20 protein-coding genes are annotated in these 20,867 nt (G+C 58.3%); 13 read left to right on the top strand and 7 right to left on the bottom strand.

Features of this window, described 5'->3' with window-relative positions:
- Window positions 1–33 precede the first annotated feature (33 nt).
- From F6X24_RS04810 to F6X24_RS04800, 3 genes are all read left to right on the top strand, one after another.
- Complete coding sequence (locus F6X24_RS04810; RefSeq protein ID WP_151086875.1) at window positions 34–1,713, top strand: sodium/sugar symporter; 1,680 nt, start codon at window positions 34–36, stop codon at window positions 1,711–1,713.
- Between the two features lie 302 nt (window positions 1,714–2,015).
- Entirely contained in the window at window positions 2,016–3,875 is a 1,860-nt protein-coding gene (locus tag F6X24_RS04805; protein WP_151086874.1) for a PAS domain-containing sensor histidine kinase, read from the top strand.
- Window positions 3,876–3,882: 7 nt separating this feature from the next.
- Window positions 3,883–4,281 (top strand): response regulator, encoded by a 399-nt coding sequence (locus tag F6X24_RS04800; protein ID WP_151086873.1) that lies wholly within the window; start codon window positions 3,883–3,885, stop codon window positions 4,279–4,281.
- Window positions 4,282–4,287: 6 nt separating this feature from the next.
- Here the strand turns inward: F6X24_RS04800 and F6X24_RS04795 are convergent, their stop codons facing one another.
- From F6X24_RS04795 to F6X24_RS04765, 7 genes are all read right to left on the bottom strand, one after another.
- A complete protein-coding gene (locus F6X24_RS04795) occupies window positions 4,288–5,676 on the bottom strand; it encodes a 3-keto-disaccharide hydrolase (RefSeq protein WP_151086872.1) in 1,389 nt (462 codons plus the stop codon).
- A gap of 995 nt (window positions 5,677–6,671) precedes the next feature.
- Window positions 6,672–7,088 carry a response regulator gene (locus F6X24_RS04790; RefSeq protein WP_191906462.1) on the bottom strand — a complete coding sequence of 139 codons (417 nt, stop codon included), beginning with the start codon at window positions 7,086–7,088 and terminating at the stop codon, window positions 6,672–6,674.
- A 53-nt stretch (window positions 7,089–7,141) separates the two neighbouring features.
- On the bottom strand, window positions 7,142–8,665 hold the full coding sequence (locus F6X24_RS04785; protein ID WP_151086871.1) for a sensor histidine kinase: 1,524 nt from the start codon (window positions 8,663–8,665) through the stop codon (window positions 7,142–7,144).
- Window positions 8,665–9,819, bottom strand: coding sequence for an acyl-CoA dehydrogenase family protein (locus F6X24_RS04780; RefSeq protein ID WP_151086870.1), 1,155 nt, complete (start codon window positions 9,817–9,819; stop codon window positions 8,665–8,667). The genes F6X24_RS04785 and F6X24_RS04780 overlap by 1 nt, the downstream gene beginning before the upstream one ends.
- Before the next feature lie 222 nt (window positions 9,820–10,041).
- Complete coding sequence (locus tag F6X24_RS04775) at window positions 10,042–10,266, bottom strand: site-specific integrase (protein WP_151086869.1); 225 nt, start codon at window positions 10,264–10,266, stop codon at window positions 10,042–10,044.
- A 649-nt stretch (window positions 10,267–10,915) separates the two neighbouring features.
- Window positions 10,916–12,274: a tyrosine-type recombinase/integrase gene (locus F6X24_RS04770; protein WP_151086868.1), complete on the bottom strand. Its 1,359-nt coding sequence runs from the start codon at window positions 12,272–12,274 to the stop codon at window positions 10,916–10,918.
- Between the two features lie 261 nt (window positions 12,275–12,535).
- Complete coding sequence (locus F6X24_RS04765) at window positions 12,536–13,723, bottom strand: hypothetical protein (RefSeq protein WP_151086867.1); 1,188 nt, start codon at window positions 13,721–13,723, stop codon at window positions 12,536–12,538.
- Between F6X24_RS04765 and F6X24_RS04760 the strand changes: the two genes are divergently transcribed.
- From F6X24_RS04760 to F6X24_RS04715, 10 genes are all read left to right on the top strand, one after another.
- Window positions 13,689–14,042 (top strand): hypothetical protein, encoded by a 354-nt coding sequence (locus F6X24_RS04760; RefSeq protein WP_151086866.1) that lies wholly within the window; start codon window positions 13,689–13,691, stop codon window positions 14,040–14,042. The genes F6X24_RS04765 and F6X24_RS04760 overlap by 35 nt on opposite strands.
- A gap of 103 nt (window positions 14,043–14,145) precedes the next feature.
- Window positions 14,146–14,466: a hypothetical protein gene (locus F6X24_RS04755; protein WP_151086865.1), complete on the top strand. Its 321-nt coding sequence runs from the start codon at window positions 14,146–14,148 to the stop codon at window positions 14,464–14,466.
- A gap of 368 nt (window positions 14,467–14,834) precedes the next feature.
- Window positions 14,835–15,143: a hypothetical protein gene (locus tag F6X24_RS04750; protein WP_151086864.1), complete on the top strand. Its 309-nt coding sequence runs from the start codon at window positions 14,835–14,837 to the stop codon at window positions 15,141–15,143.
- 409 nt (window positions 15,144–15,552) lie between these two features.
- Window positions 15,553–16,266 (top strand): Rha family transcriptional regulator, encoded by a 714-nt coding sequence (locus F6X24_RS04745; RefSeq protein ID WP_151086863.1) that lies wholly within the window; start codon window positions 15,553–15,555, stop codon window positions 16,264–16,266.
- Between the two features lie 727 nt (window positions 16,267–16,993).
- Window positions 16,994–17,410, top strand: a complete 417-nt coding sequence (locus F6X24_RS04740; protein WP_151086862.1) for a hypothetical protein — start codon at window positions 16,994–16,996, stop codon at window positions 17,408–17,410.
- Window positions 17,411–17,421: 11 nt separating this feature from the next.
- The gene (gene dnaB / locus F6X24_RS04735) at window positions 17,422–18,978 is read left to right on the top strand and encodes a replicative DNA helicase (protein ID WP_151086861.1); all 1,557 of its coding nucleotides are present in this window, start codon (window positions 17,422–17,424) and stop codon (window positions 18,976–18,978) included.
- A 146-nt stretch (window positions 18,979–19,124) separates the two neighbouring features.
- The gene (locus F6X24_RS04730; protein WP_151086860.1) at window positions 19,125–19,307 is read left to right on the top strand and encodes a hypothetical protein; all 183 of its coding nucleotides are present in this window, start codon (window positions 19,125–19,127) and stop codon (window positions 19,305–19,307) included.
- Between the two features lie 155 nt (window positions 19,308–19,462).
- Window positions 19,463–19,873 carry a hypothetical protein gene (locus F6X24_RS04725; protein ID WP_151086859.1) on the top strand — a complete coding sequence of 137 codons (411 nt, stop codon included), beginning with the start codon at window positions 19,463–19,465 and terminating at the stop codon, window positions 19,871–19,873.
- Entirely contained in the window at window positions 19,857–20,174 is a 318-nt protein-coding gene (locus F6X24_RS04720) for a hypothetical protein (RefSeq protein WP_151086858.1), read from the top strand. The genes F6X24_RS04725 and F6X24_RS04720 overlap by 17 nt, the downstream gene beginning before the upstream one ends.
- Before the next feature lie 59 nt (window positions 20,175–20,233).
- Window positions 20,234–20,857: a hypothetical protein gene (locus F6X24_RS04715; RefSeq protein WP_151086857.1), complete on the top strand. Its 624-nt coding sequence runs from the start codon at window positions 20,234–20,236 to the stop codon at window positions 20,855–20,857.
- Window positions 20,858–20,867 lie beyond the last annotated feature (10 nt).

Raw genomic sequence — 20,867 nt, 5'->3', positions numbered from 1 at the left:
TACTTTCGTTTTCCATTCGTTTTTTCCCGCCCTATGCACCAGCTGGCTACGCTAGACTACATAGTCTTTTTCGTTTATTTTCTGATAGTTGCCGGCTACGGCATCTGGATTTACAACCGCAAGACCGGCCACGACGGCACTATCGAAGGCGATTCCAAGGACTACTTTCTGGCGGAAGGGTCGCTGACGTGGTGGGCCATCGGCTCGTCGCTCATCGCCTCCAACATCTCGGCCGAGCAGTTTGTGGGCATGTCGGGCTCGGGCTTCAAGATGGGCCTGGCCATTGCCACCTACGAATGGATGGCCTCCATCACGCTCATTATCGTGGCGGTGTTTTTCATTCCGGTATATCTTAAAAACCGAATATTCACCATGCCGCAGTTTCTGCACCAGCGCTACAACGGCACGGTGGCCATGATTATGGCTATTTTTTGGCTGCTGCTGTATGTGGTGGTCAACCTGACTTCGATTCTTTACCTCGGGGCCATTGCCGTGAGCAGCATCGCGGGCCTGAACCTGAATTTCTGCATGTACGCGCTGGCCATCTTCGCCGTCATTATCACGCTGGGCGGCATGAAGGTAATTGGCTTCACCGACGTTATCCAGGTGTTTTTCCTTATTCTGGGCGGCCTGGCTACTACCTATCTGGCCCTGAATCTGGTGGCGAAGCACAACGGCACTACCGGCGTGCTCAACGGCTTCCACCTGCTCACCACGCAGGCCAACGACCACTTCCACATGATTTTCAAGCGGGATAATCCCAACTACATCGACCTGCCGGGCCTCACGGTGCTGCTCGGCGGCATGTGGATTGTGAACCTCAACTACTGGGGCTGCAACCAGTACATCACGCAGCGGGCGCTGGGGGCCGACCTGCCCACGGCCCGCGGCGGCTTGCTGTTCGCGGCTTTTCTGAAGCTGCTGATGCCGGTTATCGTGGTGCTGCCGGGCATTGCAGCCTACGTGCTGTACAAGCAAAACGTATTTGGCTCGGAGATGATGCAGGGCGGCGAGCTAAATCCCGACCGCGCTTACCCGGTGCTGCTCAATATTTTGCCTGTGGGCTTGAAAGGCCTTTCGTTCGCGGCGCTCACGGCGGCCGTGGTAGCCTCGCTGGCCGGCAAAGCCAACTCCATCGCCACCATCTTCACCCTCGACGTGTACAAGAAGGTGCTCAACGTGGATGCCTCGGAGAAGCGCATGGTGGCCGTGGGCAAAATCGCGGTAGTGGTGGCTATGATTCTGGGCGTACTCATCGCGCCCAACCTGGGCATCGACAAGAAAGGCGGCTTCCAGTACATTCAGGAATACACGGGCTTCGTGTCGCCGGGTATTTTCGCCATGTTCATCCTGGGCTTTTTCTGGAAGAAAGCCACGTCGAGCGCGGCGCTGTTTGCTACCATCGGCGGCTTCCTGCTGTCGGTGCTGCTCAAGTTTTTGCCGGGCATGATGGACCTCTCGTTTCTGGCGCCGTTTGGCTTTTCGGTGCCGGTGGCCGGCCGCTACGAGATTCCCTTCCTCGACCGCATGGGCTTTGTGTTCGTGTTCTGCATTATCGGCATGGTTCTCATCAGCCTGCTTGAAAACGCTCGCGGCGTAAAAACCAACGGCCTCGAAATCGAGCGCAGCATGTTCCGCCCCAACCCCACGTTCACGGCCGGCGCCACCCTGGTGGTGGGCCTTATTGTGGCGCTGTACTCGGTATTCTGGTAAGCCACGCGCATAGCCTTTTAGCAGGAACCCGTCTGCGCTGCGTTGCCGCAGCCAGGGCGGGTTCTTTGTTTTTCAACAGCACAGGCTGCTGAGCGGCTTATAGCATGGGGGCCCGGCGCAAGCCGGCCGGGGTAGGGTTTGCTCAGCGGTGCGCCCCAGCCGGCTTGTCCTCTTTTAGTCATAAATTACCTTTGATAAGTCGTTCATTCTGCCACCCTGGCTACCCTGTAGTTTGCGGGGCTACTTAAAGGCATCTGCATTTCTGGCGCAGCTTCGCCTGTCACGCAGTTTTTTGAAGAGGTATGAGCTTTGACGCAACGCCTTCAGATACCCAGCCGAGGCTCTACCGGGAAGCCGCCTTCTGGTTGAATAGCCAGGGTGAGTTCACGGTGCTCAACGAGGCCTTTACTCATCTTACTGGCTATACCACGGAGGCGCTTCGGGGGCGGGCCTTTACCGGGCTGCTCGGCCCCGCCGAGCGCACGTCGGCCGAAGCCTGGCTTGAAAAAGCGCAGCAGGGCACTGCGCTCACCCTGGAAGTAGACTGGCCGGGCCTTGGCAGCCGGGCACATAAGGTGCTGCTTACGTCGTTTCCGGTGCTCGGCCATGCACATGAGCTTACCGGCATCGGGGTGCAGGCCCGGCCCGCGCCAACGGCGCCCCCGGCAGCTCCGGCGCTTAAAGAGCCGGAGCAATCGCAGCTGGCCGTCATTTTCCAGAGCGTCTCCGACGTGCTTTTTGTACTGGACGTATCGCCCCGGCAGCAGTACCGGTTTTTAGTGGTCAACCAGGCTTTTGAGAAGGCAACCGGCTTGCCGGTTGCTCAAGTTGTTGGCCGACTGGTGCAGGAAATTATCCCTGAGCCATCGCTGAGCCTGGTGCTGCGCTATTACCACCAGGCTATTACTACCCGGCAGCGGGTGACCTGGCAGGAAACGACCGAGTATCCTACCGGCAGCCGGATAGGCGAAGTGTCGGTGACGCCGGTTTTTAACGAGGCTGGTGTCTGCATCCAGCTGGTTGGCAATGTGTACGACCTGACGGCGCAGAAAAAGATAGAAGAAGACCTGCGGGCCAGCAACGAGCGGTTTATGTACGTGCTGAAAGCTACGACCGATGCTATTTACGATTGGAATATAGCCGCCAACACTTTGCTTTGGGGCGAAGGCTTCGAAGCCCTGTTTGGCCATCACCTGGTCCGCAACCCCACCGAATTTCGGCAGTGGTCCGACTTTGTGCACCCCGACGATGTGGCCCACTCCGTTCATGACCTGCTGCGCATAGTCCATGAAACGCGCCGCACGCACTGGCAGAAGGAATACCGCTTTCAGCGAGCCAACGGCTCCTGGGCCAGTGTATTTGACCGGGGCCATATTATCCGCGATGCAGCGGGCCGGGCCGTGCGCATGATTGGCTCTATGCAGGATATTACCGAACGCAAGGAAGCGGAAGAAAGGCAACGCCAGATGGCGCAGGAGCTGTCTGAGCAAAATTCTGATTTGCAGCAATTCGGATACATTGTTTCGCACAACCTACGGGCTCCGCTGGCCAATGCCCGAGGCTTTGCCACCCTGCTTGCTCACGAAATAAAAGACTCAGCGGCCTTCGATACCTCCCTGCGGCATCTACAAACCAGCTTGCAGCAGCTCGACACCATTATTGCCGATGTTAATACCATTCTCTCCATTCGCAGCAAGGCGCGGATAAGTCGCCCCGAGCCCGTGCACCTGGCCGCCGTGTGCGAGCAAGTGCGCCAGACGCTGGCCCAGGCCCTGCTCGACTGCGGTGGCCGCATTACCTGCGCGATTTCCGATGAGCTGCGGCTGCCCGGCAACCGGGCTTATTTCCACAGCATTTTTTATAATCTACTGGCTAACTCCATCAAGTACCGCTCCGAGCAGCGTCCGCTACGCATAGAGGTCGCAGCTACCCACACACCCGGCCGGGGCACCCAGGTAACGGTGACTGACAACGGCTTAGGGTTCGACCTCGAAAAAGCCGGCAATAGTGTGTTTGAGCTATATAAGCGCTTTCATACTACTTCCGAAGGCCGGGGTATCGGCTTGTTTCTGGTTAAAGCGCACGTCGAAGCCATGGGTGGCTACGTAAAGGTGCATAGTCGAGTCGAGGAGGGAACGCGCTTTACCCTGAACTTTGGCTGAGCTACGTATGAAAACGTTCCTGATTGACGACGACCCGCTAGCCAACTACCTTACCAAAAGGCTTTTACGAATAGAGCAGTTTTCCACTACTATCTCCACCTTCGAGTCGGCGGAGGCAGCGCTGGCCGTGCTTTTGCAGCAGCCCCCGGCCGAGACGCCGGCCGTCATCTTTCTGGATTTGAATATGCCCCTTATGAATGGCTGGCAATTTCTGGATGCGTTGGCTCCGCACGAGAATCTATTGCGCGGCCATTGCCATATTTTTATTCTTACCTCTTCTTTGGCGCTGACCGACATGGAAAAGGCGAAAACCTATGCCTTGGTTACGCGCCTCATTCATAAGCCCATAGACCGTCTGGAAATACAGGCTATCTACTCGCAGCTGCAAGGCGAGCGCCCAGCTTAAGCGGCATTAGCGCAGCTCTTTGAGCTTGATGCTGCGAAACGATACCCGGTTGCCGTGGTCTTGCAGCAGCAAGTGGCCGGCTGGGGCCTCGCCGAAGTTGGGCCACACATGGTATTTGCTCTGGGCTACCAGACTGCGAAACTCGGCCGAGCCCCGCTCATACTCCAGCACTTTGGCCCCGTTGAGGTAGTGCTCGACGTGGTTATTCGGATACACTACCACGCGGCCCACGTTCCACTCCCCGATGGGGTGCACGAAGCGCGCCGGCTTGTCGGCCGTTTTCAAATCGTAGAGGGAGGCCAGGGTACGGTCGCCATCGCGGCCCAGCTTGGCATCGGGGTGCAGGGCATCGTCGAGCACCTGGTATTCCAGGCCAATGGCCGAGCCCTCGGTTTTCTCGGCCAGTGTCACAAAATACTTTACCCCGCTGTTGGCTCCCGGCGTCAGCTTAAACTCAAACGACAAGTCGAACGCCTTATATTCGTCGGTGGTCACGATATCGCCACCGTTGGCCGCCTCCTTCCCTTCCGAGGGCAGCACCGTCAGGGCGCCGTGGGCTATCTGCCAGCCCTGCGCCGGAAAGTTCTTTTCCCTGGCGCTGCGCCAGCCCCGGCTGGTTTTCCCATCAAATAAGAGCTTCCAACCGTGTTGCTGCTCGTAGGCAGTTAAGTAGTTGGGTACGAAGTTGGCCACATAGATGTCGGCCGGAAAGGCACTCGGTTGCAGGTTCGCCGTTTTGATGCGAATATTTTTGAAGTACACCTTCTTACCCGCCTGCGCCGCCTCGGTAATGCCGTGTACCTGTAAGCCAATAAAGCCTTTAGGGTCTACCGGGTCTACCACGTAGGCTAAGGGCACATTGTTCAGCCACGTTTTCGTCTCGTTGCCCAAGCATTCTATCTTGAGGTGGTTGTACTCGCCTGCCTTAAATGCCGTTTTGGCCTGCGGGTGCAAATCGAGTGGGTAGAGCCACTGGCGGCGTGCCTCGTCGTAGATACCGCCCGACCAGCCCCGCGCCGAGGGGTCAATTTCTACTTGCCGCCCGTACACTTTACCAGGCTGGGCCGATGAGTCGAAGTGACTGCGCGTCTGTATGCCCGAGTTGTTTTGTGAACCCTCAATTTTGACGTCCAATTCCAGGTCAAAATCACTGTACTCCCGCTCCATCACCAAAAACGTGTTGCCCGAATTCAGGACTGTCGTCCCGACGATAGCACCATTTTCAACGGTGTAGCTGGCGGTACCACCCAGTTTTTTCCAGCCAGCCAGCGTTTTCCCATCAAATAGACTATGCCAGCCACCATCAGTTGCGAGCCGGGGCCTGGGCAAAAAGGACAGCAACAGCAAGGAAACCGCGCAGGTAGTCAGCAAGCCAGTCTTCGAAAGGAAAGTCATGGGAAAAAGAAGGATACGCCGGTGGCAGGCGCTTCTCGCTTTAAAAGTAGCAGCCAGAAAGCTATCGCCTCCCGGAATTTTTCAACTAGTGCTTAGTCAGCCAAGTTGCTTACCTACTCGTTCTGGTGGGCGCCTCACGAGCCCCCTTTGAGGCTGGCCTCCTCTCCTCAACTGAGAGGGGGAGCCAGTCGGTCAAAAAGCGTACACCGACCCAGAATCCGCGCTAGCTACTTTCGCTTTTCACTTCACGACGAGTCTACAAGTTGAAAAAGTCGCTGAAAATGGCTGCTTGTACTCTGCGACCTTGCTACCAGGTGCAGCCCACCTCATAACGCCGCTTATTTTTGTAATTGAATTGCCGCCACTGGCGCGGCGTGAGCACTCCGGGGGCTCCCCCGCCGGGTCGCTACAGCCGCTGTTTGCTGCGCGCTACGCCCTGCTCGATGCTCCGGGTCCCAGGCCCAGCCGCGCACCACCAGCAAAGAATCAAGTGCCAGAGCCGGGCCGCCGGCTACTGGCAGTCGCACCGAGGCCAGCGTCCGCCCGTACGGGTCCACGCCGAAACCAGCCGCAATCATTAGCAACTGCCCACTGAAATACAGCGCTTTATATTTCATAACAACAGCGCTTTATATTTCATAACACGAACCTACAGCCGGCCTTTCGCAGTTGTAGGTTCGTCGGTCCAAATAGTCCCAATTCGCCCCCACATGCCCCAGGCTTGCCTCTATCCCAAAGACGTTGCCAACTCACTGGCACCGGCTACGACGTCGGCAAGCGCCTGCTACAGCGTATCCGCACCCAACTGCGCAAGCCTACCCACGTCTCCGTCGCCGAATTCTGCCAGTACACCAGCCTCTCCGAGGCCGAAGTAACCGCCGCCCTCAACGGAAAGTCGACGTCAGCCAACCGGGGCTGTAGGCAGAACGGAGGTAGCCTACAGGCACTTCCCGCACCCTTCCTGATAAGCGTTGGGGCCAGCCTCCCCGCATTTTTTAATTGCTCTTTAACTCGTGGCCAAAGTGCCGCTCCAACACCTGCTGCATCGCCTCCTGGGTCAGCGGCTTCTGCAGAAAATCGACCACTGATAGGTTTTCCAGGCGCGTCAGGTCGCGGTCCAGCCGCGATGTGGTCAGCATCACTACCACGGCCGCGTCGGTTGCCTTCGGCCGCCGCGCTAGGGCTTCGAGAAACTCGAAGCCGTTCATCACGGGCATGTTCACGTCCAGTAAAATCAAAGCCGGGCACCGGGCTGGCTCCGCCCCGCATTCTTCCAGCACCGCCAGCGCTTCCTGACCGTTGCCGGCCACCAGCACCTCCTGGCTGACCTGCATGCGGCGCAGCAGCCGTTGGTTAATGAAGTTGGTCGTGGAGTCATCATCAACCAATAAGATAGCGGGCAGCAAAGACATAGCAACGGGCGTGAGTTGGGCAGGTACCTAGGCAAAAACAAGGCCCTGAATAACTAATACGGCTCACGGGGGAAATAGACGCGAAACGTGGACCCCTCGCCCACCCGGCTTGCCACTTCAACGCGCCCGCCGGCGTTTTCCATGATTTTGCGCACCATGTACAAGCCCACGCCGGAGCCCTCCACGTGGTCGTGCAGGCGCTGAAACAGCCCAAACAGCTTGGCCTGCTGTCCCGCGTCCAGCCCCAGGCCATTGTCCTGCACTTCCAGCACGTGGCAGACATCGGCCGGGTAGCTTCGCAGCCACACGTGCGGCGCACGGTCAGGGTGGTGGTATTTGAGGGCGTTGCTGAGCAGGTTGTACACCACCGAGCGCAGGTTTTTGGGCGAGAACGACAGCGTGGGTGCCTGCGCCAGGTCCACGTCCAGCCGGGCCGCGGTGGCTTGCAACTGCGCCAGCAAATCCAGCCGCACGTCCTCCACCACGGCGGCTAGGTCCACGACGTCGGCGGGCTGCAGGTGCACTTTCTGCAGCTTGGTCAGGTCCGTCAGGTGGTCGATGGTGCGCTTAAACCGCTCCACCGCGCCCTGCATCAGCTCGAGCAGGGGCGGCACCTCGGTGGCGGCCGTCGCGGGCGCGGCCAGCTCTTCGCGCAGCGCCGTCAGCAGGCCCTCGATGTTGCTGATGGGCGCTTTGAGGTCGTGCGAGGCCGAATAAATAAAGTTGTCCAGGTCCGCATTAGCGCGTTGCAGGGCTTGCACGTCGGCCTGCGCCTGCTGCTGCGCCAGCACCGTGGCCGTGGTGTCGTTCAGCATCACCAGGTGGTACTCGCCCGTCACGGGCGTGTCAATGGCCGTCACCGACACTTCCAGGTACAACGTGCCCGCCGGCCAGGGTACGGCAAACAGCTGCTTGGGCGCCCCCAGGTAGCCGTCGTGCAGAAACGCCTCCAGCGCGGGGCGTACGGCCGCCGGAAACTGCTGGCTGAGGGCAGTGCCGAGCACCTGCGTTTCGGGGCGGCCAAACAGCTCCAGCGCGTAGCGGTTGATGCTGGCCACCGTGCCGGCCCCGGATACCAGCACGGCCCCCATCGGGGCCTCTTCCAGCACCTTGGTCGAAAAGTCGGCCCGCACCTTGGCCACCACCTGCGGCTCAAACTGCAGCCCCGAGAGCGAGATGCTTTTGAGCTTGGCAAAGCTGCGGCGCTGCACCGTGCGCTGCACGGCGTCTTCCACGATGGGCGCCAGCCTCGCGCCCACCGCCACCGACGCGCTCTGCACGGTAGGCCCCACAAACGGCGAAAACAGCAGCGCCTGCTTAAGTTTCTCGTGCAGGCTGGCTTCGGCCAGCAGCAGCACCGACAAGAGCTTGTCCACCGCATACGCTTCCTGCGCCACGCGAATGGGCATTTCCATTGCCGGGCCAAGCAGCAGCAGGTCGTATTGCCGCAGCAGCGGCCCGTCGCCCACCGACTGCCCGGGCGCCAGGGGCTCCAGCACCGCGTCGGCCAGCCGCTGTTGCAGCAGCGCCAGGGTGTCGTCGCGCAGGCCCGCGTACAGGATGCGTCCCGCCGGCATTACTCTTCCAGCAGGGGTTGGCCCAGCAGGGCCCGGCCCAGCCACGTGTACAGAATGTCGGTGGTGGGCGCCATTACGTGCGCGGCGCGCGAGTCGCGCAGCAGCACTTCCAGCCGCGAGCTTTGCCCGTAGGAGCTGCCCCCCATCAGGGTCATGGCCTCGTTCACCACCTCCACGCAGCAGTGCCCCATTTCCGCCTTGGCCGAGAGGATGGGCAGCACCGCCCCCGGATCGCCGGCATCGCCCAGGCGGGTGGCGTGGTAGAGCAGCTGGCGCGTGCGCTCGATGTTCGACCACATCATGCCCAGCCGGTGCTGCAGCAGCCCGTTCTGGCTCAGCGTGGCCCCACTGTGGCGGTAGGCGCGCTCCACCAAGTACTGCCGCGCCTCGTTGAATGCCGCCTGCGCAATGCCCAGGTAAGTACCGGCCATCGCCGTCAGGAAATACGGCGCCACCACCTGAAAAATGTACCAGAGTTGGTCGCCGTGCTCTCCCAGCAAGTACTGCGCCGGCACCGGCACGTCCTTGAGCAGCAACGAGCGCGACGAGTTGCCGCGCATACCAATACCCTTCCACTCCGGGCCCCACTCCAGCCCCGCCGTGGTGTTGGGCACCACCAGGCAGGAAAATCCATCACGGGCCGCCTCGGGGTCCACGCCCACCGTCGACAGCACGTAGGAATCGGCGCGTCCGCCGTTGGTCACAAAGCTTTTGCTGCCGTTCACCAGGTATTCGTCTTCCGACAACGCCAGCAGCTGCGTCTGCGGAAAATAAAAATGCGCGCCCGTGCCCGGCTCGCTCAGGGCCAGCGTGGTCAGGTGCTCGCCGGCCGCAATGGGCCGCAGAAACTCCTGCTGCTGCCGCGGCGTGGCCTTCGAGCCGATAACGGCCGTGCCCACGCAGTGCATGCCATAGCACAGCGCCGCCGAGGCCGACACCTCGCCCAGCAGCTCGCAGGCCCGCGTGAGGGCAAACAGGCCCTGCCCGTGCCCACCGAACTCCGGCGCCACCACCAGGCCGCCCAGCCCGGCGTGCTGCAGCGCCCGAATGCTGTGCTCGGGCCATTGCCCATTGCCATCAATACTCGGGGCTTCTTCGGTAACGGTGGTGGCCGCAATGTGCCCGACGGTGGCAAGCAGGTGTTCCAGGGGCATTGCAGGGTGTGAATAGGTAATGAGGGGGCTATACGAGTCCGGGAAAAAGAAAGCCAGCGCGGCACGATGATTTCGCTGCCAAGTGCTTTTCTCTAACGCGAACCTCGCCTTAAAAGTAGTCGATTGAAACGGAAAGCAGCAGGCTTCTGGCCAACCAAGCGGATGCGATGCTTGGTTCCCCTTGAGCCTTCCGCTGTGCCGTCCTACCGCGGCGGGTCGGCATCATACCACCCGCCCAGCTCCGCCTGTCGCATCTAGTATCGCCGGCGCCAGTAGCCGGGCCCTATCCTTCGTGTACCGGTCCGTTACGCTCTCATCGGCGTGCCCGAGCACAAGCTTAGCCAGCGCCTTACTTCCATTACTCACCTGCTTGAGCAGCGTGCCGGCCGTGTGCCGCGCCGTGTGGGTGCCAATGACCTGCCAGATGGGCCGCCAGTTGTGCACCACTTTGCCGCCCGTAATCAATCGGTCATCTCACTCTCGGGTTAGTCCTGTACCTTTCGCAATTTCCTTAATCCATTCGCCGCGCTGCTGCCAGTTGCGGGCCGAAAATTTCCAGCCCCACCGCTCCTCAATCTTCACCGAAATGGGTGGCAGCGGTACCGTCGCATCATTGCCCGTCTTTCCCTGCGCATGCAGTAGCGCCGACACTTGGCTGCTATCTTCCAGCGTCAGGCTGATTCGCTCGCGCTTGTCGAACTTCTCCAGGTCTTCGTACCGCCGCCCGCTGAATAACTGAAACAGCCACCGGTCCCGCTCCTCTGCCAGGCGCCCGGCTCATATGCTAAGCTATATGACATCGCCCTGGCTTTCGCCTCAGTTTCCGCCCTTGTTATGAACCAAAGATAACCGATAACACCCGACTAACCAACCCCGAAAAGGGCCCCTACAGCCTGGAAACGAAGAATGCCCACCGGTTAGGGCGGGCATTCAAGGTAGTAGCGCTCCCTCCTGGACTAACCGCTTTTCTGGTCCCTGCCGGAACCTGCCGCCACTTTTGACCATCGCTAGAAAGCACCTGCCTTGCTCAACCTATTGTCAGCACGTTCCGGCACATATTTACCGTCAAACGGGCACACCAGGCGGGCACACCGGACTAAGACTGCCGGTTACGCAGTGTCGTGAAGGCTCCGCGCGTGGTGGTGAGACGGTCCTTTTCGCGCGACTTCGTGTACTTGCGGGTGGTGTTGATATCAGCGTGCCCGACAGTATCCTGAATGCTCACGATATCAGCCCCGCCCTCGTGCTGGGTGGTAATGAACGTATAACGGCCGATGTGGGCGGATACGGTTTGCCAGAGCGGCTGGCGCTCCTCCAACCGTTTGGCGCCACTCCCCCGCAGCACCTTCACCGTGCGCGTTAGCCCGGCCTCCCGGCAGAGCTGCTTAATCGCCTCGTTGAATTTCCCCAAGCTCGGCACCGGCAGCTTCCCGTCGTAGCGCTGCCAGATGGCGTAGGCCAGCTCGTCGAGCGGCACGCGTACTTTTTCCTTGTTGCGCCGGTTCTTATAGGTATAGTACTCCAGCACCGGCACCTCGGCGCCGGCCAAGTGGTCGAACACTACGGCATCGGGTCCGACTTCGAGTAGCGAGCCGTAGCGCGGACCCGTTAGGCAGATGAAGACGAACACATCCCGGATACCGGCGCGCAGGCTGTGCTTGTTGCCGCCCTCCCGCCACTCTACCACCTCGTGCTGGGCCAGCTGCAGCACCTCTGAAAACGTGAGCGGCTCACGGTCGACATCCTCGCTGTACTCGTCCTCTATCCACTCGTAGTCGTAGCGGCCAAACTTGAGCAGCTTGCGCAGGCGCTTGAGGTAGGAGCTAATGGTATTGTTGAATAGGCCCACGTCACCGGTGCGCCCCTTTGCTTGCTCCATGCAGTACACGCAGAAGTCCTGTAGCACCTCGCAACGGCCCGAGGCGTCGGGCTTAAAGTCAAGTGGGGTCAGGCCAGGCCGGAAGCGCTCGAGCTGGTCAATCAGGCCCTGGGGCCCGCTAAGTGTTTTGGCCGCGCGGCGCCCACGGTAAGCGTGTTGCCATTGGGCGTAGAGGCTGGCCATGGTTACCGGACTAGGGACCGCGCCGGCGGTCGAGGGTCCCTGCGTAGGGAGCGCGGCAGCCTTACGGGCCACCGCGGCGGGCTTTAGCAGCGCTGTCAGCTGCTCGGGAGTTAGAGCAGCGGCATCAAGCTCAGCCCGTTCAATGTGATTACCTGCAGCGGCCTCCAGCTTCGCTAGCTCATTGTTGGCCTTCGCGTAGCCTGGCTCGGCCGATTTAATGCGCTCTTTATCGGAGTTCCAATTGGCTGGTTGGCAGCTCTGCCCGGTGCTGGTGCGCAGGCGCGCCTCCGCCTTGCCGTCGCTGGCTGCCCCACGGCCCCAGCGCGCATCAAGGTAGATGGGCCGCCGGCCATCGGAGTAGGTTTTGGTGTGCAGGTAGAAACGGACGGGCATGAGCTAGCAAAAGAGGTGTACCAGCTACAGCCGGCACGTTTGACACGGTAATAATGGTGTGGGCTAGCCTCGGTGCCCACCGGCCCAATGCAGGTCCCCGAAGACGGTAGCCCGGCCGGCTTTATCGGGGCGGTCGAGGCGCTGGCGGAAGATGAGTTCCATACTGTGCAAAACTTGTATACTTCGCTTTTATTTATCTGGCGGATAAGTATTGAAAGGTGATTTTTCTGCATAGCACCTAAACAACTCAATGACCAGCAGCTATTTATTATCACCTCCACTTAATGGTGGTGGCATGCCAGGTTCGCGTTTAAGTACTTTAAGTCTAGCAGAATCAGCTTCTAGCGTTGGTGTAAGCTCAATTATTAGGGGATGAATGATACTAAGCAATTTAAGGCCATATTCCTCCTCGTCATCGATTATACCAACCTCCGTTGAATAATACTGACGTACCTGTTCATCATCCTTGTAATCGTTGAAATCCTGACTCAACGTCTTCATAGAGGTGTTCCACGCCAGAATCAATTCTCGAATCCTATGCTTTAGTCGAATATATAAACTAGCACTTTTTTTAGCTTGTAGAAGCTGTTGTTCTAGCTGACTTGTTTTATAAACCAGCTCTTGAGCAGGATTCAGTGCCCGCTTAGACAAAAAGCTGTTGAATTCCCATATTTCCTTAACATAGTTAAGAGGGATATATTGACCGTGAAAAAATCTATTGTCTTTGAAGCATATAAGCGATTTTCCTGTCGCATCAATGCAGAATCGGCCAATCTCTATCGAGCGCCATTTCTCAGACCAGACTTCAACTACACATACTGGAAAAGTGTCTATTACGGCATGACTATCACTTTCCCTAGGAAATGTGGTCCAGTCAATATTTTGTAATTGAGTAGCGATAATCAGGTCTCCCTCACCGAAACTGGGTTCCATACTAGCGTCAGAAATTGGAAAGGCGCGAGATAACCCAGGCTTCAGCATGGAAGCAGGTAAGGACAATGACTCGTAGGCGTAGGGAGTATTAGACAACGCATAGGTCGCCTCTTCTTCCTTATTGGGCAATTCATCATCCCTTCGAGGCAGGTAGTCCCATTTAAGCCTATTATGCTGATTGCCCGCAATAATTGGCACTTCAGGATTATCGCGAGCTGATTTGACTGGAAACCTACCGATGTGGCCGATATAATCCTTTTCGCTATCGACCACTTTACGTAACATACGCCCGTGGCCGAACAATAACCAATCAGGTGATACAGTGGGATATGCTGTCAGCATTTTTTGCAGAAGCTCAAATCCCGGCTTACTACCCCTCTCGCCTACTATCCCAGCCAGAACGCCTGATTGTATATCTGCTGCCCTGCCAAAAGCGGTTTTATTGCCTTTGCAGAAGTAATCTACAAGCTTAACAATACGCTTGCTGATTGTATCTACTTCATTTATTTCAAGCATTTTCTTGCACGACCCTTGCTTTTACTTGGAGCAGAAGCAATTTCTGCTATCTTTGCAATCGATACGCAATGATAAGCACTTTTTAGCAATTGCTACTATGGAAAATGCAACTGGTCTAAGCGCTCTACTAGCGCCTGGCGATATTGGAGCTATAGCAAAAGAATTAAATCTTTCACATGGGGCTGCCAGCTCGGCTATTCGCCGAGGTCTTCCGGGACATCCAGCAGTGCGTTTGGCCCTGGCTCGCGCTGAAGCTTCAGGTGCATTAGCTGCCGCACAGCAACTGGCTAAACTCTTTCCTACAGCCCAAGTCGCCTAGCCAGATGCAGTCCCCTACCGCCCGCCGCCGAGTAGGTAATGCTGCGCCGCCTGCTACTACGGTGGCTGGGGCTGCATTAGCACTACCGCCAATACGCTTTACTATGGCTAATGGCTTATTGGAGATTCAGGACGCCGCTGTAGTTGTCGAACTACTTAAAAACCAACAGGCGGTAGAGGCACAGGCGCGAGCAGACGCTATTATGCAGAGTGTAGTGTATCGCGTTGATGGTGAAGGCAATCCCGACTTGCCTTTCAGCGGATTACTTACCGAGCGGCTTCAGCTTTCAGAGCGCTCAATCCGCGAACTCATTACCAGCGGCCGCCTAGGCTACTTCTGCGCTGCGAAGAAGGCCTATCGCAGTAGTGAGCGCGACGTTCGCCGCTTCGAGGCTGGTCTACCTCCTCTGCAAGCAAATCAATAACTGACCCAATTAGAGCCACACAGGGCTTTTGATACCCTACGCCAGCACCCTGGCCTTGCCACTGCTTTGCCCATTTTTCACCTCACTTAATTCCAGCACCATGATTCTACTAACCTGCATTCATTCCGAGCCAGCCGCTCTATCACCCTAGCATAGCCTAGTCACATTCAAAAAATGAGGCGAGCAGCCCTGGCCGGCCGCTCGCCTCGATAGGATTTTCAAAAACCCCACAATCTACTACAAAGAAAATGCACGCTTTTCAAATAATTACTGCGCCTAACATCCGCCCCGCTAATCCCTTCCAGGCGGCCCAGGCTTTAGCTACTACTCAGCCTGTACTACCCGTACAACGCGACTCTATCCGATTCATGATAGATAATTCCCGCCTCGATTGGCAGGATAAATCCAAATTCCGCAAAGCCCTCGATTCTCTGGTTACCATGAATGCTGCCAACCAGCTTCAGGAGCACCTATTGGAAGAAATAGCGCGCGCCGAGATTACTGAAAAAGCCGAGCTACGGCAGCTGATTACGAAGACCATTCGGGAAACCCCCGAGTTCTTTTCTGATACCTGGTATGGGCGGCAGGAGGTAGACTCCTGCTGGCACACCTCACGAGTGCGCAAACACCCTGGCTTCGCCTGCATGAAGACTATGTCCGCGTCAAGCAAGCGGTAGAGGTCTGGGTAAATACAAAGGGCTTGGTCGACCAGGCTTTAGTAGATGGTGAAAAACTGCAAGCGCAAATGCATAAGGCAACGCGTGACCCAGGGCTGCAGCTTGAGGAAGAGAAGGATATGGTTTGCCGGCTACTAGTACAGATTCTGGCGGAAGCCGAGGAACCAGGTGAGTATGCTATGCTTCGATCTATGCGTCAGCTGTATGAAGTGATACAGGATTCGGACAGCCCTAAGCAGCTCCTAGCCACTCTCTCTAAAACGCTGGCCGCCGTGGCTAGCTACTAGCTTCCAACAAGCCACGCAGGTCGATCGACCTGCGTGCTGTTTTCGCCTTCGCCCGCCCAGAAAGCCTGGGCTCCTACTGTCGCACCAGCCGGGATTTTATCACCTACTCGTCGAAGAACTACATGAGTATTTTGGTCTATTTCTCTCCGAAGGGCACGCCCATCACGGACTCGTTGCGCGTGGCCAAGGCTTTCAGCAAAAAGCATAAAAACGTACTCCAAGCTATTGACCGGTTGGAATGCGATGCTGAATTTTCGCGGCTGAATTTTGGGCCGTCAACTTACTTGGATGGGCGAGGCAAGCACCAACGAGCTGTTCTAATGACGCGGGTGGGCTTCACATTCTTGGCGATGGGCTTCACTGGCCGTCAAGCAGCAGAATTCAAGCAAGGATACATCGCGCAGTTCGACCGCATGGAAGCCCAGCTACGCGCGCCACAGCCAGCAGCTACGCTCCTCCCCGACTTCATAAAGGCGGAGGTGCAGGTGCAGCGAGTAAAGGCTACGGCCGCCCGGCTGCTACGCCTAAATAACGACCCCGGCGACATTATGCGTCACCACCGGGCAGTGATGAAGTGCCTTACTGCGCGCACGCCAGCTCAATACGTCCGTGATGCCGTGGCGCAGGGTCTGCGAGTAGGCTCTTGGTCAGGTCGGCAGGTGCTGCGCCGGCTGGAACCGGCCAAAGCGGCTACAGCAGCTTTTTTGGACCAACAGGTAGCTTATGGCCGCACACTAGAGCAACTCGTCGCAGCTGGGGTTCCACAGGCGCTGCCAGCGGCGTTCGAAGCGATGCTGCGGGCAGGTATTACACCCGCCGAACTGCCGCCAACTTGAAGCGAGTCAGCCCAATACCTTAAGGCAACTAGCCGGCCCTTCTCGATTTACTAATCTCAGGCTCAGGCAGCCGCCCAACTCCTTTTCCGCTGCCTAACGCATGCTTCCCATTCGCCAATTCATCAATGCGCTGCCTAGCCTCAAGCGTACCGAAAAAGTGGTACTTATTGAGGTATGCCAACTTGCTGAGAGCAGCGAGTTGGTAGGCTGGTGCACAGCTAAAAATGAGTACCTAGTGCAGGCCCTTGGCGGAACCGAGCGCACCATGTCGCGCACTATCACGTCGCTGGAGGCCCGCGGCCTGTTGCTGAGTAAGGGACAGGGCAAGGCCCGTAAGCTAAGAGCCAGCTCAGCACTTCGAGCCTGCTATGTCGGCACTGACGAAGCCACCCAGCGGGCGGCCGTAGCAGCGCTCAACTTAGACAAAAGTGGTCACGAACCTAGACAAATCGAGCCCGCGAACCTAGACAATTCGGGCGCCAACCTAGACAAAAACAGCCCTGAACCTAGCCAAAGTGTCCAGGTTGAGCCAGCCCAACCTAGACAAAATGGGTCTACCAACCTAGACAAAATGGGCGCTCAACCTAGACAAAATGGGTCGCGCGTATATGGAGACCAGCATTACCAGCAAATAACCAGTACTCCCCCTACCCCCGAGCAGTGGGTGTGTGCTCAAAAAAAAATAGCCGACCTCGAAACCGAGAACGCTTCGCTGAAAGCCGAACTTTTGAAGTTAGCGCCCCCCGTTGCGGCGCCCCCCCAAGAGCCCGCCGCCCAGCCGCGCCTCACTACCTACCGCGACTACGATGGGGCCTGGCCTGAGCAATTCGCGCCGCTTTTCGATTCACTCGTCTTCCGGGCGGCCTGGGCACAGTGGGGCAAGTACCTGGCTGAACTCGGCAAGCCTCACCGCGGCCATAGTCACGAGCAGACTGACCTGGCTGAGTTAGGCCGCAAGGCGGCTGGTAGTGAGTCCCGCGCTATCGAAATCATTAATGAATCCATCAGCGCTGGCTGGAAGCGCCTCATCGACCACAAGCCAGATACCGGCGGCCCAGGTAAACTCAAGTTTGGCCAGCCCGCCCCAATTCCTACCCGTGCTGGCGGCTCACCTAGCCAAGCCGCTACCTACCGTCCACGCTAAAGATTTCTCTTATGCAACCTTCTATTCATCCCCGAATCAAAGCCAGTGCCCAGCGTGCGGCCGCAACTGGTGTCGTCACACCGGGCACCCCAGCACACCTGCCACCCCAAAAGCTTGCCATCGAGGCCGCTGTACTCGGCGCCGCAATGCTCGAAGCGGATGCCGCCCGCATTCTGCTGAGCCTGATTCAGAATCCCAAGATTTTTTACAGTGAAAAGCATCAGGCGATTTTCACCGCTATTGCCCTACTCTCGGAAGAGCAGAGCCCCATTGACCAGCTCACGGTAGTAGACCGCCTGCGTACGGCTGGCACGCTGGAGCGCGCTGGCGGCGTGGGGTACGTGGCGGGACTGACTATGCACATCAATGGTGGTGGTCACATCGAGGGCCACTGCCGGCTCCTGCAGGAAGCATTTGGCCAGCGCACGGTAATTAACCTCGGCACTCGTGTAGCACAGCTAGGCTACGATGCCCAACGTGACCCACTGGAAATTGTCGCAGAAGCCGAACGCGAAATCCAAGCTTTCTACCGTGCTGTAGAGCAGCGCCCACCGCTTTCAGTGGCTGACGAATTTGGGGCAATGTTCGCCCAACTGCGGCTAGACGTGGAGAAGAAAGGCCTGACGGGAGTGCCCACTGGCCTCACCAAACTCAATGAGTTTACCGGCGGCTGGCAGGGCGGCGACTTGATTGTGCTGGCCGGCCGGCCAGCAATGGGCAAAACGGCCGTCATGCTGCATTTCGCTCGCGCCGCTAGCCTCGACCACCATAAGCGCACGGCCATCTTCTCGCTTGAAATGCCGCGCCGCCAACTCGTGCAGCGCCTAGTGGCTACTGAGGTGCCGCGCTATACCAACTCCGACCTACGCCAAGGCAAGGTGGCAGGCGGCGTGGAGGAGGTTCGGCAACTCGAGCAACAGGCTGAGCGCCTGCTGCGCCTGGGGGGGCGCCTGCTCATCGACGATACGGCAGGCATCAGTATTGCCCAGCTACGGGCCAAGTGCCACCGCCTGCATTCGGAAGAACCACTAGGCCTAGTACTGGTCGACTACATCCAACTGATGCAGGGCGAGCAAAAAGCTAGGGGCAACCGGGAGCAGGAAATCAGCAGTATTAGCCGAGGTCTTAAGGAGTTAGCCAAAGAGCTTCACGTACCCGTTATCGCCCTTTCGCAGCTTTCGCGCTCAGTAGAAACCCGCGGAGGGACCAAACGCCCACAGCTAAGCGACCTACGCGAGTCAGGTGCTATTGAGCAGGATGCCGATGCCATTGTGTTCCTCTGGCGCGGTGAATATTACAAAATTAACGAGTACGACGATGGTAGCCCGACAAAGGATACGGTGGTGCTTGACATCGCCAAGCATCGCAATGGCGACGTGGGCGAGGTGTTTGCCGGCTGCCAACTCAAGCACGGTCTCATCTATGATTTTGGCCAAGGTCCTGATGAGTTCCCCAAGTTAACGGCGGCAGATGATGCCTATCAGCCGAGACGCATTGGCACCAGCACCATCAGCGACTTCGAGCAGTCTCCCAGGCACCCCATCGCCAAACAAGACTTGCCTTTCTAATGCATGCCATGACGCTGCTCCAAACTCAATCTCCAACAGTCGTACTAGCGTTACTCCGCGCCCAGTACACCCGTAAGATGCGCCGCTGTGCAGATTGCCACTGCTGGCCTGAACTCATTGTGACACCCGACCCCTGCTACGGTAATATGTCCAATGCTGTGGCGGGCTGGATTGGCCCTTACGCCGGGCGCTGCCCCGAGTGCCAGGTTCATTTCCCCGGTGATATGTGGGCCAGTGCCAACGGAAGCCCAAAGCCGACTACGCTCGACGAGCACCGAGCCGCCCTGCAAAGCGCCGTTGATAGTTGGAACTCGGTCGTCGCAGCTTGAAGATGCAACCGCACCGCAAGCGAAGCTGGCAGGGTGCGGAGGTATTCGTCTCCGTACCCTGCGCTGGTGACTTCCAAATAGCGACTTAAGCCCGCTAGGGTGCGGAGACAAACGCCTCCGCACCCTCTCCGTTCCCTACTTTACCCCGTCATTCCGTGAATAGCCTAGCTACCGACCATCTGCGCCGCCTCGAAGCCTTACTGGCCGCCGCGCGCGCCGACTACGATACCCTCGCCTACGTGATTCTCGAAGGCCCGGCTCAAGTGACATTCCATTCGCTTAAGCGCAGCGTCACGGTGCCCATCGCTGGCGACGACGTGGGCCACATCAACGGCATGCTGGCGGATGCAGTCCTGAACCGTATCACCACGCTGGAGAAAGAAATTGTCGAGGCGCACGCCCAGGTGGTGAGTGAGGCTGATGACCAACAGCTCGACGAGGACCAGTTGGCCACCTACCGACAGGGGAAGCGGGCGCAGGTGCTGCAGGATGGTAATCCGCCGACTGAAGCGGCTCAGCCGTTGGTACCATCCACCCAACTGAACGCAGATGAACATTCCCCTTGACGAGGAGCTACGTGCCCTCTTTGTTGCCGCCGCCGATAAAGCAGCAGCTGCCTACTACGCGGCGCTGCCCAAGCCCGACGCCTGGCTTACCATCCCCGAGGCAGCGGCCTACACGAAGCTCACTCAGGGCCACATGCGCCTTCTGGTGCTGGGCCATCCTTACCGGGCCGCTAGCGCCGGCAAGGCCGAGCGGCCGGCAGTTCAGCCCCGCATCGAGCGTGGGGAGACTGGCTTTGCCAAAGGTGCACGGGTGCGGCAGTCGGCGGTAGATGCTTACCTGCTGCGCCACCATCACTGCTAGCACAGAGCCATTCATAATGTACGTAATTTACGACAATTTAATTTTTTAGCAATCAGGTTATGGCTTCTAAGAAAGCACCTCCCACTCCGACGCAAACCTTCGTTGAACACTTTGTTGACCAAGGCGATGCCCCCGCCGCGGCTGGGGCCGCCGGCGTGGCGCCCGAGCAAGCGGTAGAGCAGGCCGCTGCGTGGCTAGCTGACCCTGTCGTGCACCAGGCCTTGGACCAGCTGGCTACCCTGGAGGGCGTCTCGCAGGCCGAGGCCAAAGTGCGGCTCAGTCATTGGGCCCGCGGCTCCGTGGCCCCCTTCCTGCGCGTGGGGGAGGATGGCCAGGTACACGTGGACTTGAGCACCACTGAGGCAAAGCAGCACTATCACTTGCTACACCGCGTCGTCGAGCGGCGCTACACCATACAGACTGAGCAGGGCCCGGCCGAAGTCGTGGAAACGGAGATTGAGATGTACGACGCCATAGAGGCCACGCACCGCATTCTGCAGTTGCACGGCGCCTATCCGCCACTCCGGTACGACCTCACGACCAACGGCCATAATTTGCCTGGTCCCGTCACCTTACACGCTGGGGGTGGAGCGCCAGCATCAGAGCCACCCATAGACTCTAATACCTCAAGCAGTTATGGCACCCAAGAAGAAGCCGGAAAAGCCGCCAAAAGCGGCTGCTAGCCGCACACAA

Source organism: Hymenobacter baengnokdamensis (genome assembly GCF_008728635.1).
GTDB classification, from domain to species: Bacteria; Bacteroidota; Bacteroidia; order Cytophagales; family Hymenobacteraceae; genus Hymenobacter; species Hymenobacter baengnokdamensis.
This window is presented reverse-complemented; position numbering and strand designations above follow the sequence as displayed.

Bases quoted from the DNA above. Each gene is read 5' to 3' on its own strand.
- F6X24_RS04745 (WP_151086863.1), top strand. From the start codon at position 15,553: ATGAGTATTTTGGTCTATTTCTCTCCGAAGGGCACGCCCATCACGGAC.
- F6X24_RS04790 (WP_191906462.1), bottom strand. From the start codon at position 7,088: ATGTCTTTGCTGCCCGCTATCTTATTGGTTGATGATGACTCCACGACC.
- F6X24_RS04765 (WP_151086867.1), bottom strand. From the start codon at position 13,723: ATGCTTGAAATAAATGAAGTAGATACAATCAGCAAGCGTATTGTTAAG.
- F6X24_RS04795 (WP_151086872.1), bottom strand. From the start codon at position 5,676: ATGACTTTCCTTTCGAAGACTGGCTTGCTGACTACCTGCGCGGTTTCC.
- dnaB (WP_151086861.1), top strand. From the start codon at position 17,422: ATGCAACCTTCTATTCATCCCCGAATCAAAGCCAGTGCCCAGCGTGCG.
- F6X24_RS04720 (WP_151086858.1), top strand. From the start codon at position 19,857: ATGAACATTCCCCTTGACGAGGAGCTACGTGCCCTCTTTGTTGCCGCC.
- F6X24_RS04800 (WP_151086873.1), top strand. From the start codon at position 3,883: ATGAAAACGTTCCTGATTGACGACGACCCGCTAGCCAACTACCTTACC.
- F6X24_RS04750 (WP_151086864.1), top strand. From the start codon at position 14,835: ATGATAGATAATTCCCGCCTCGATTGGCAGGATAAATCCAAATTCCGC.
- F6X24_RS04770 (WP_151086868.1), bottom strand. From the start codon at position 12,274: ATGCCCGTCCGTTTCTACCTGCACACCAAAACCTACTCCGATGGCCGG.
- F6X24_RS04805 (WP_151086874.1), top strand. From the start codon at position 2,016: ATGAGCTTTGACGCAACGCCTTCAGATACCCAGCCGAGGCTCTACCGG.
- F6X24_RS04730 (WP_151086860.1), top strand. From the start codon at position 19,125: ATGTCCAATGCTGTGGCGGGCTGGATTGGCCCTTACGCCGGGCGCTGC.
- F6X24_RS04785 (WP_151086871.1), bottom strand. From the start codon at position 8,665: ATGCCGGCGGGACGCATCCTGTACGCGGGCCTGCGCGACGACACCCTG.
- F6X24_RS04715 (WP_151086857.1), top strand. From the start codon at position 20,234: ATGGCTTCTAAGAAAGCACCTCCCACTCCGACGCAAACCTTCGTTGAA.
- F6X24_RS04755 (WP_151086865.1), top strand. From the start codon at position 14,146: ATGGCTAATGGCTTATTGGAGATTCAGGACGCCGCTGTAGTTGTCGAA.
- F6X24_RS04780 (WP_151086870.1), bottom strand. From the start codon at position 9,819: ATGCCCCTGGAACACCTGCTTGCCACCGTCGGGCACATTGCGGCCACC.
- F6X24_RS04810 (WP_151086875.1), top strand. From the start codon at position 34: ATGCACCAGCTGGCTACGCTAGACTACATAGTCTTTTTCGTTTATTTT.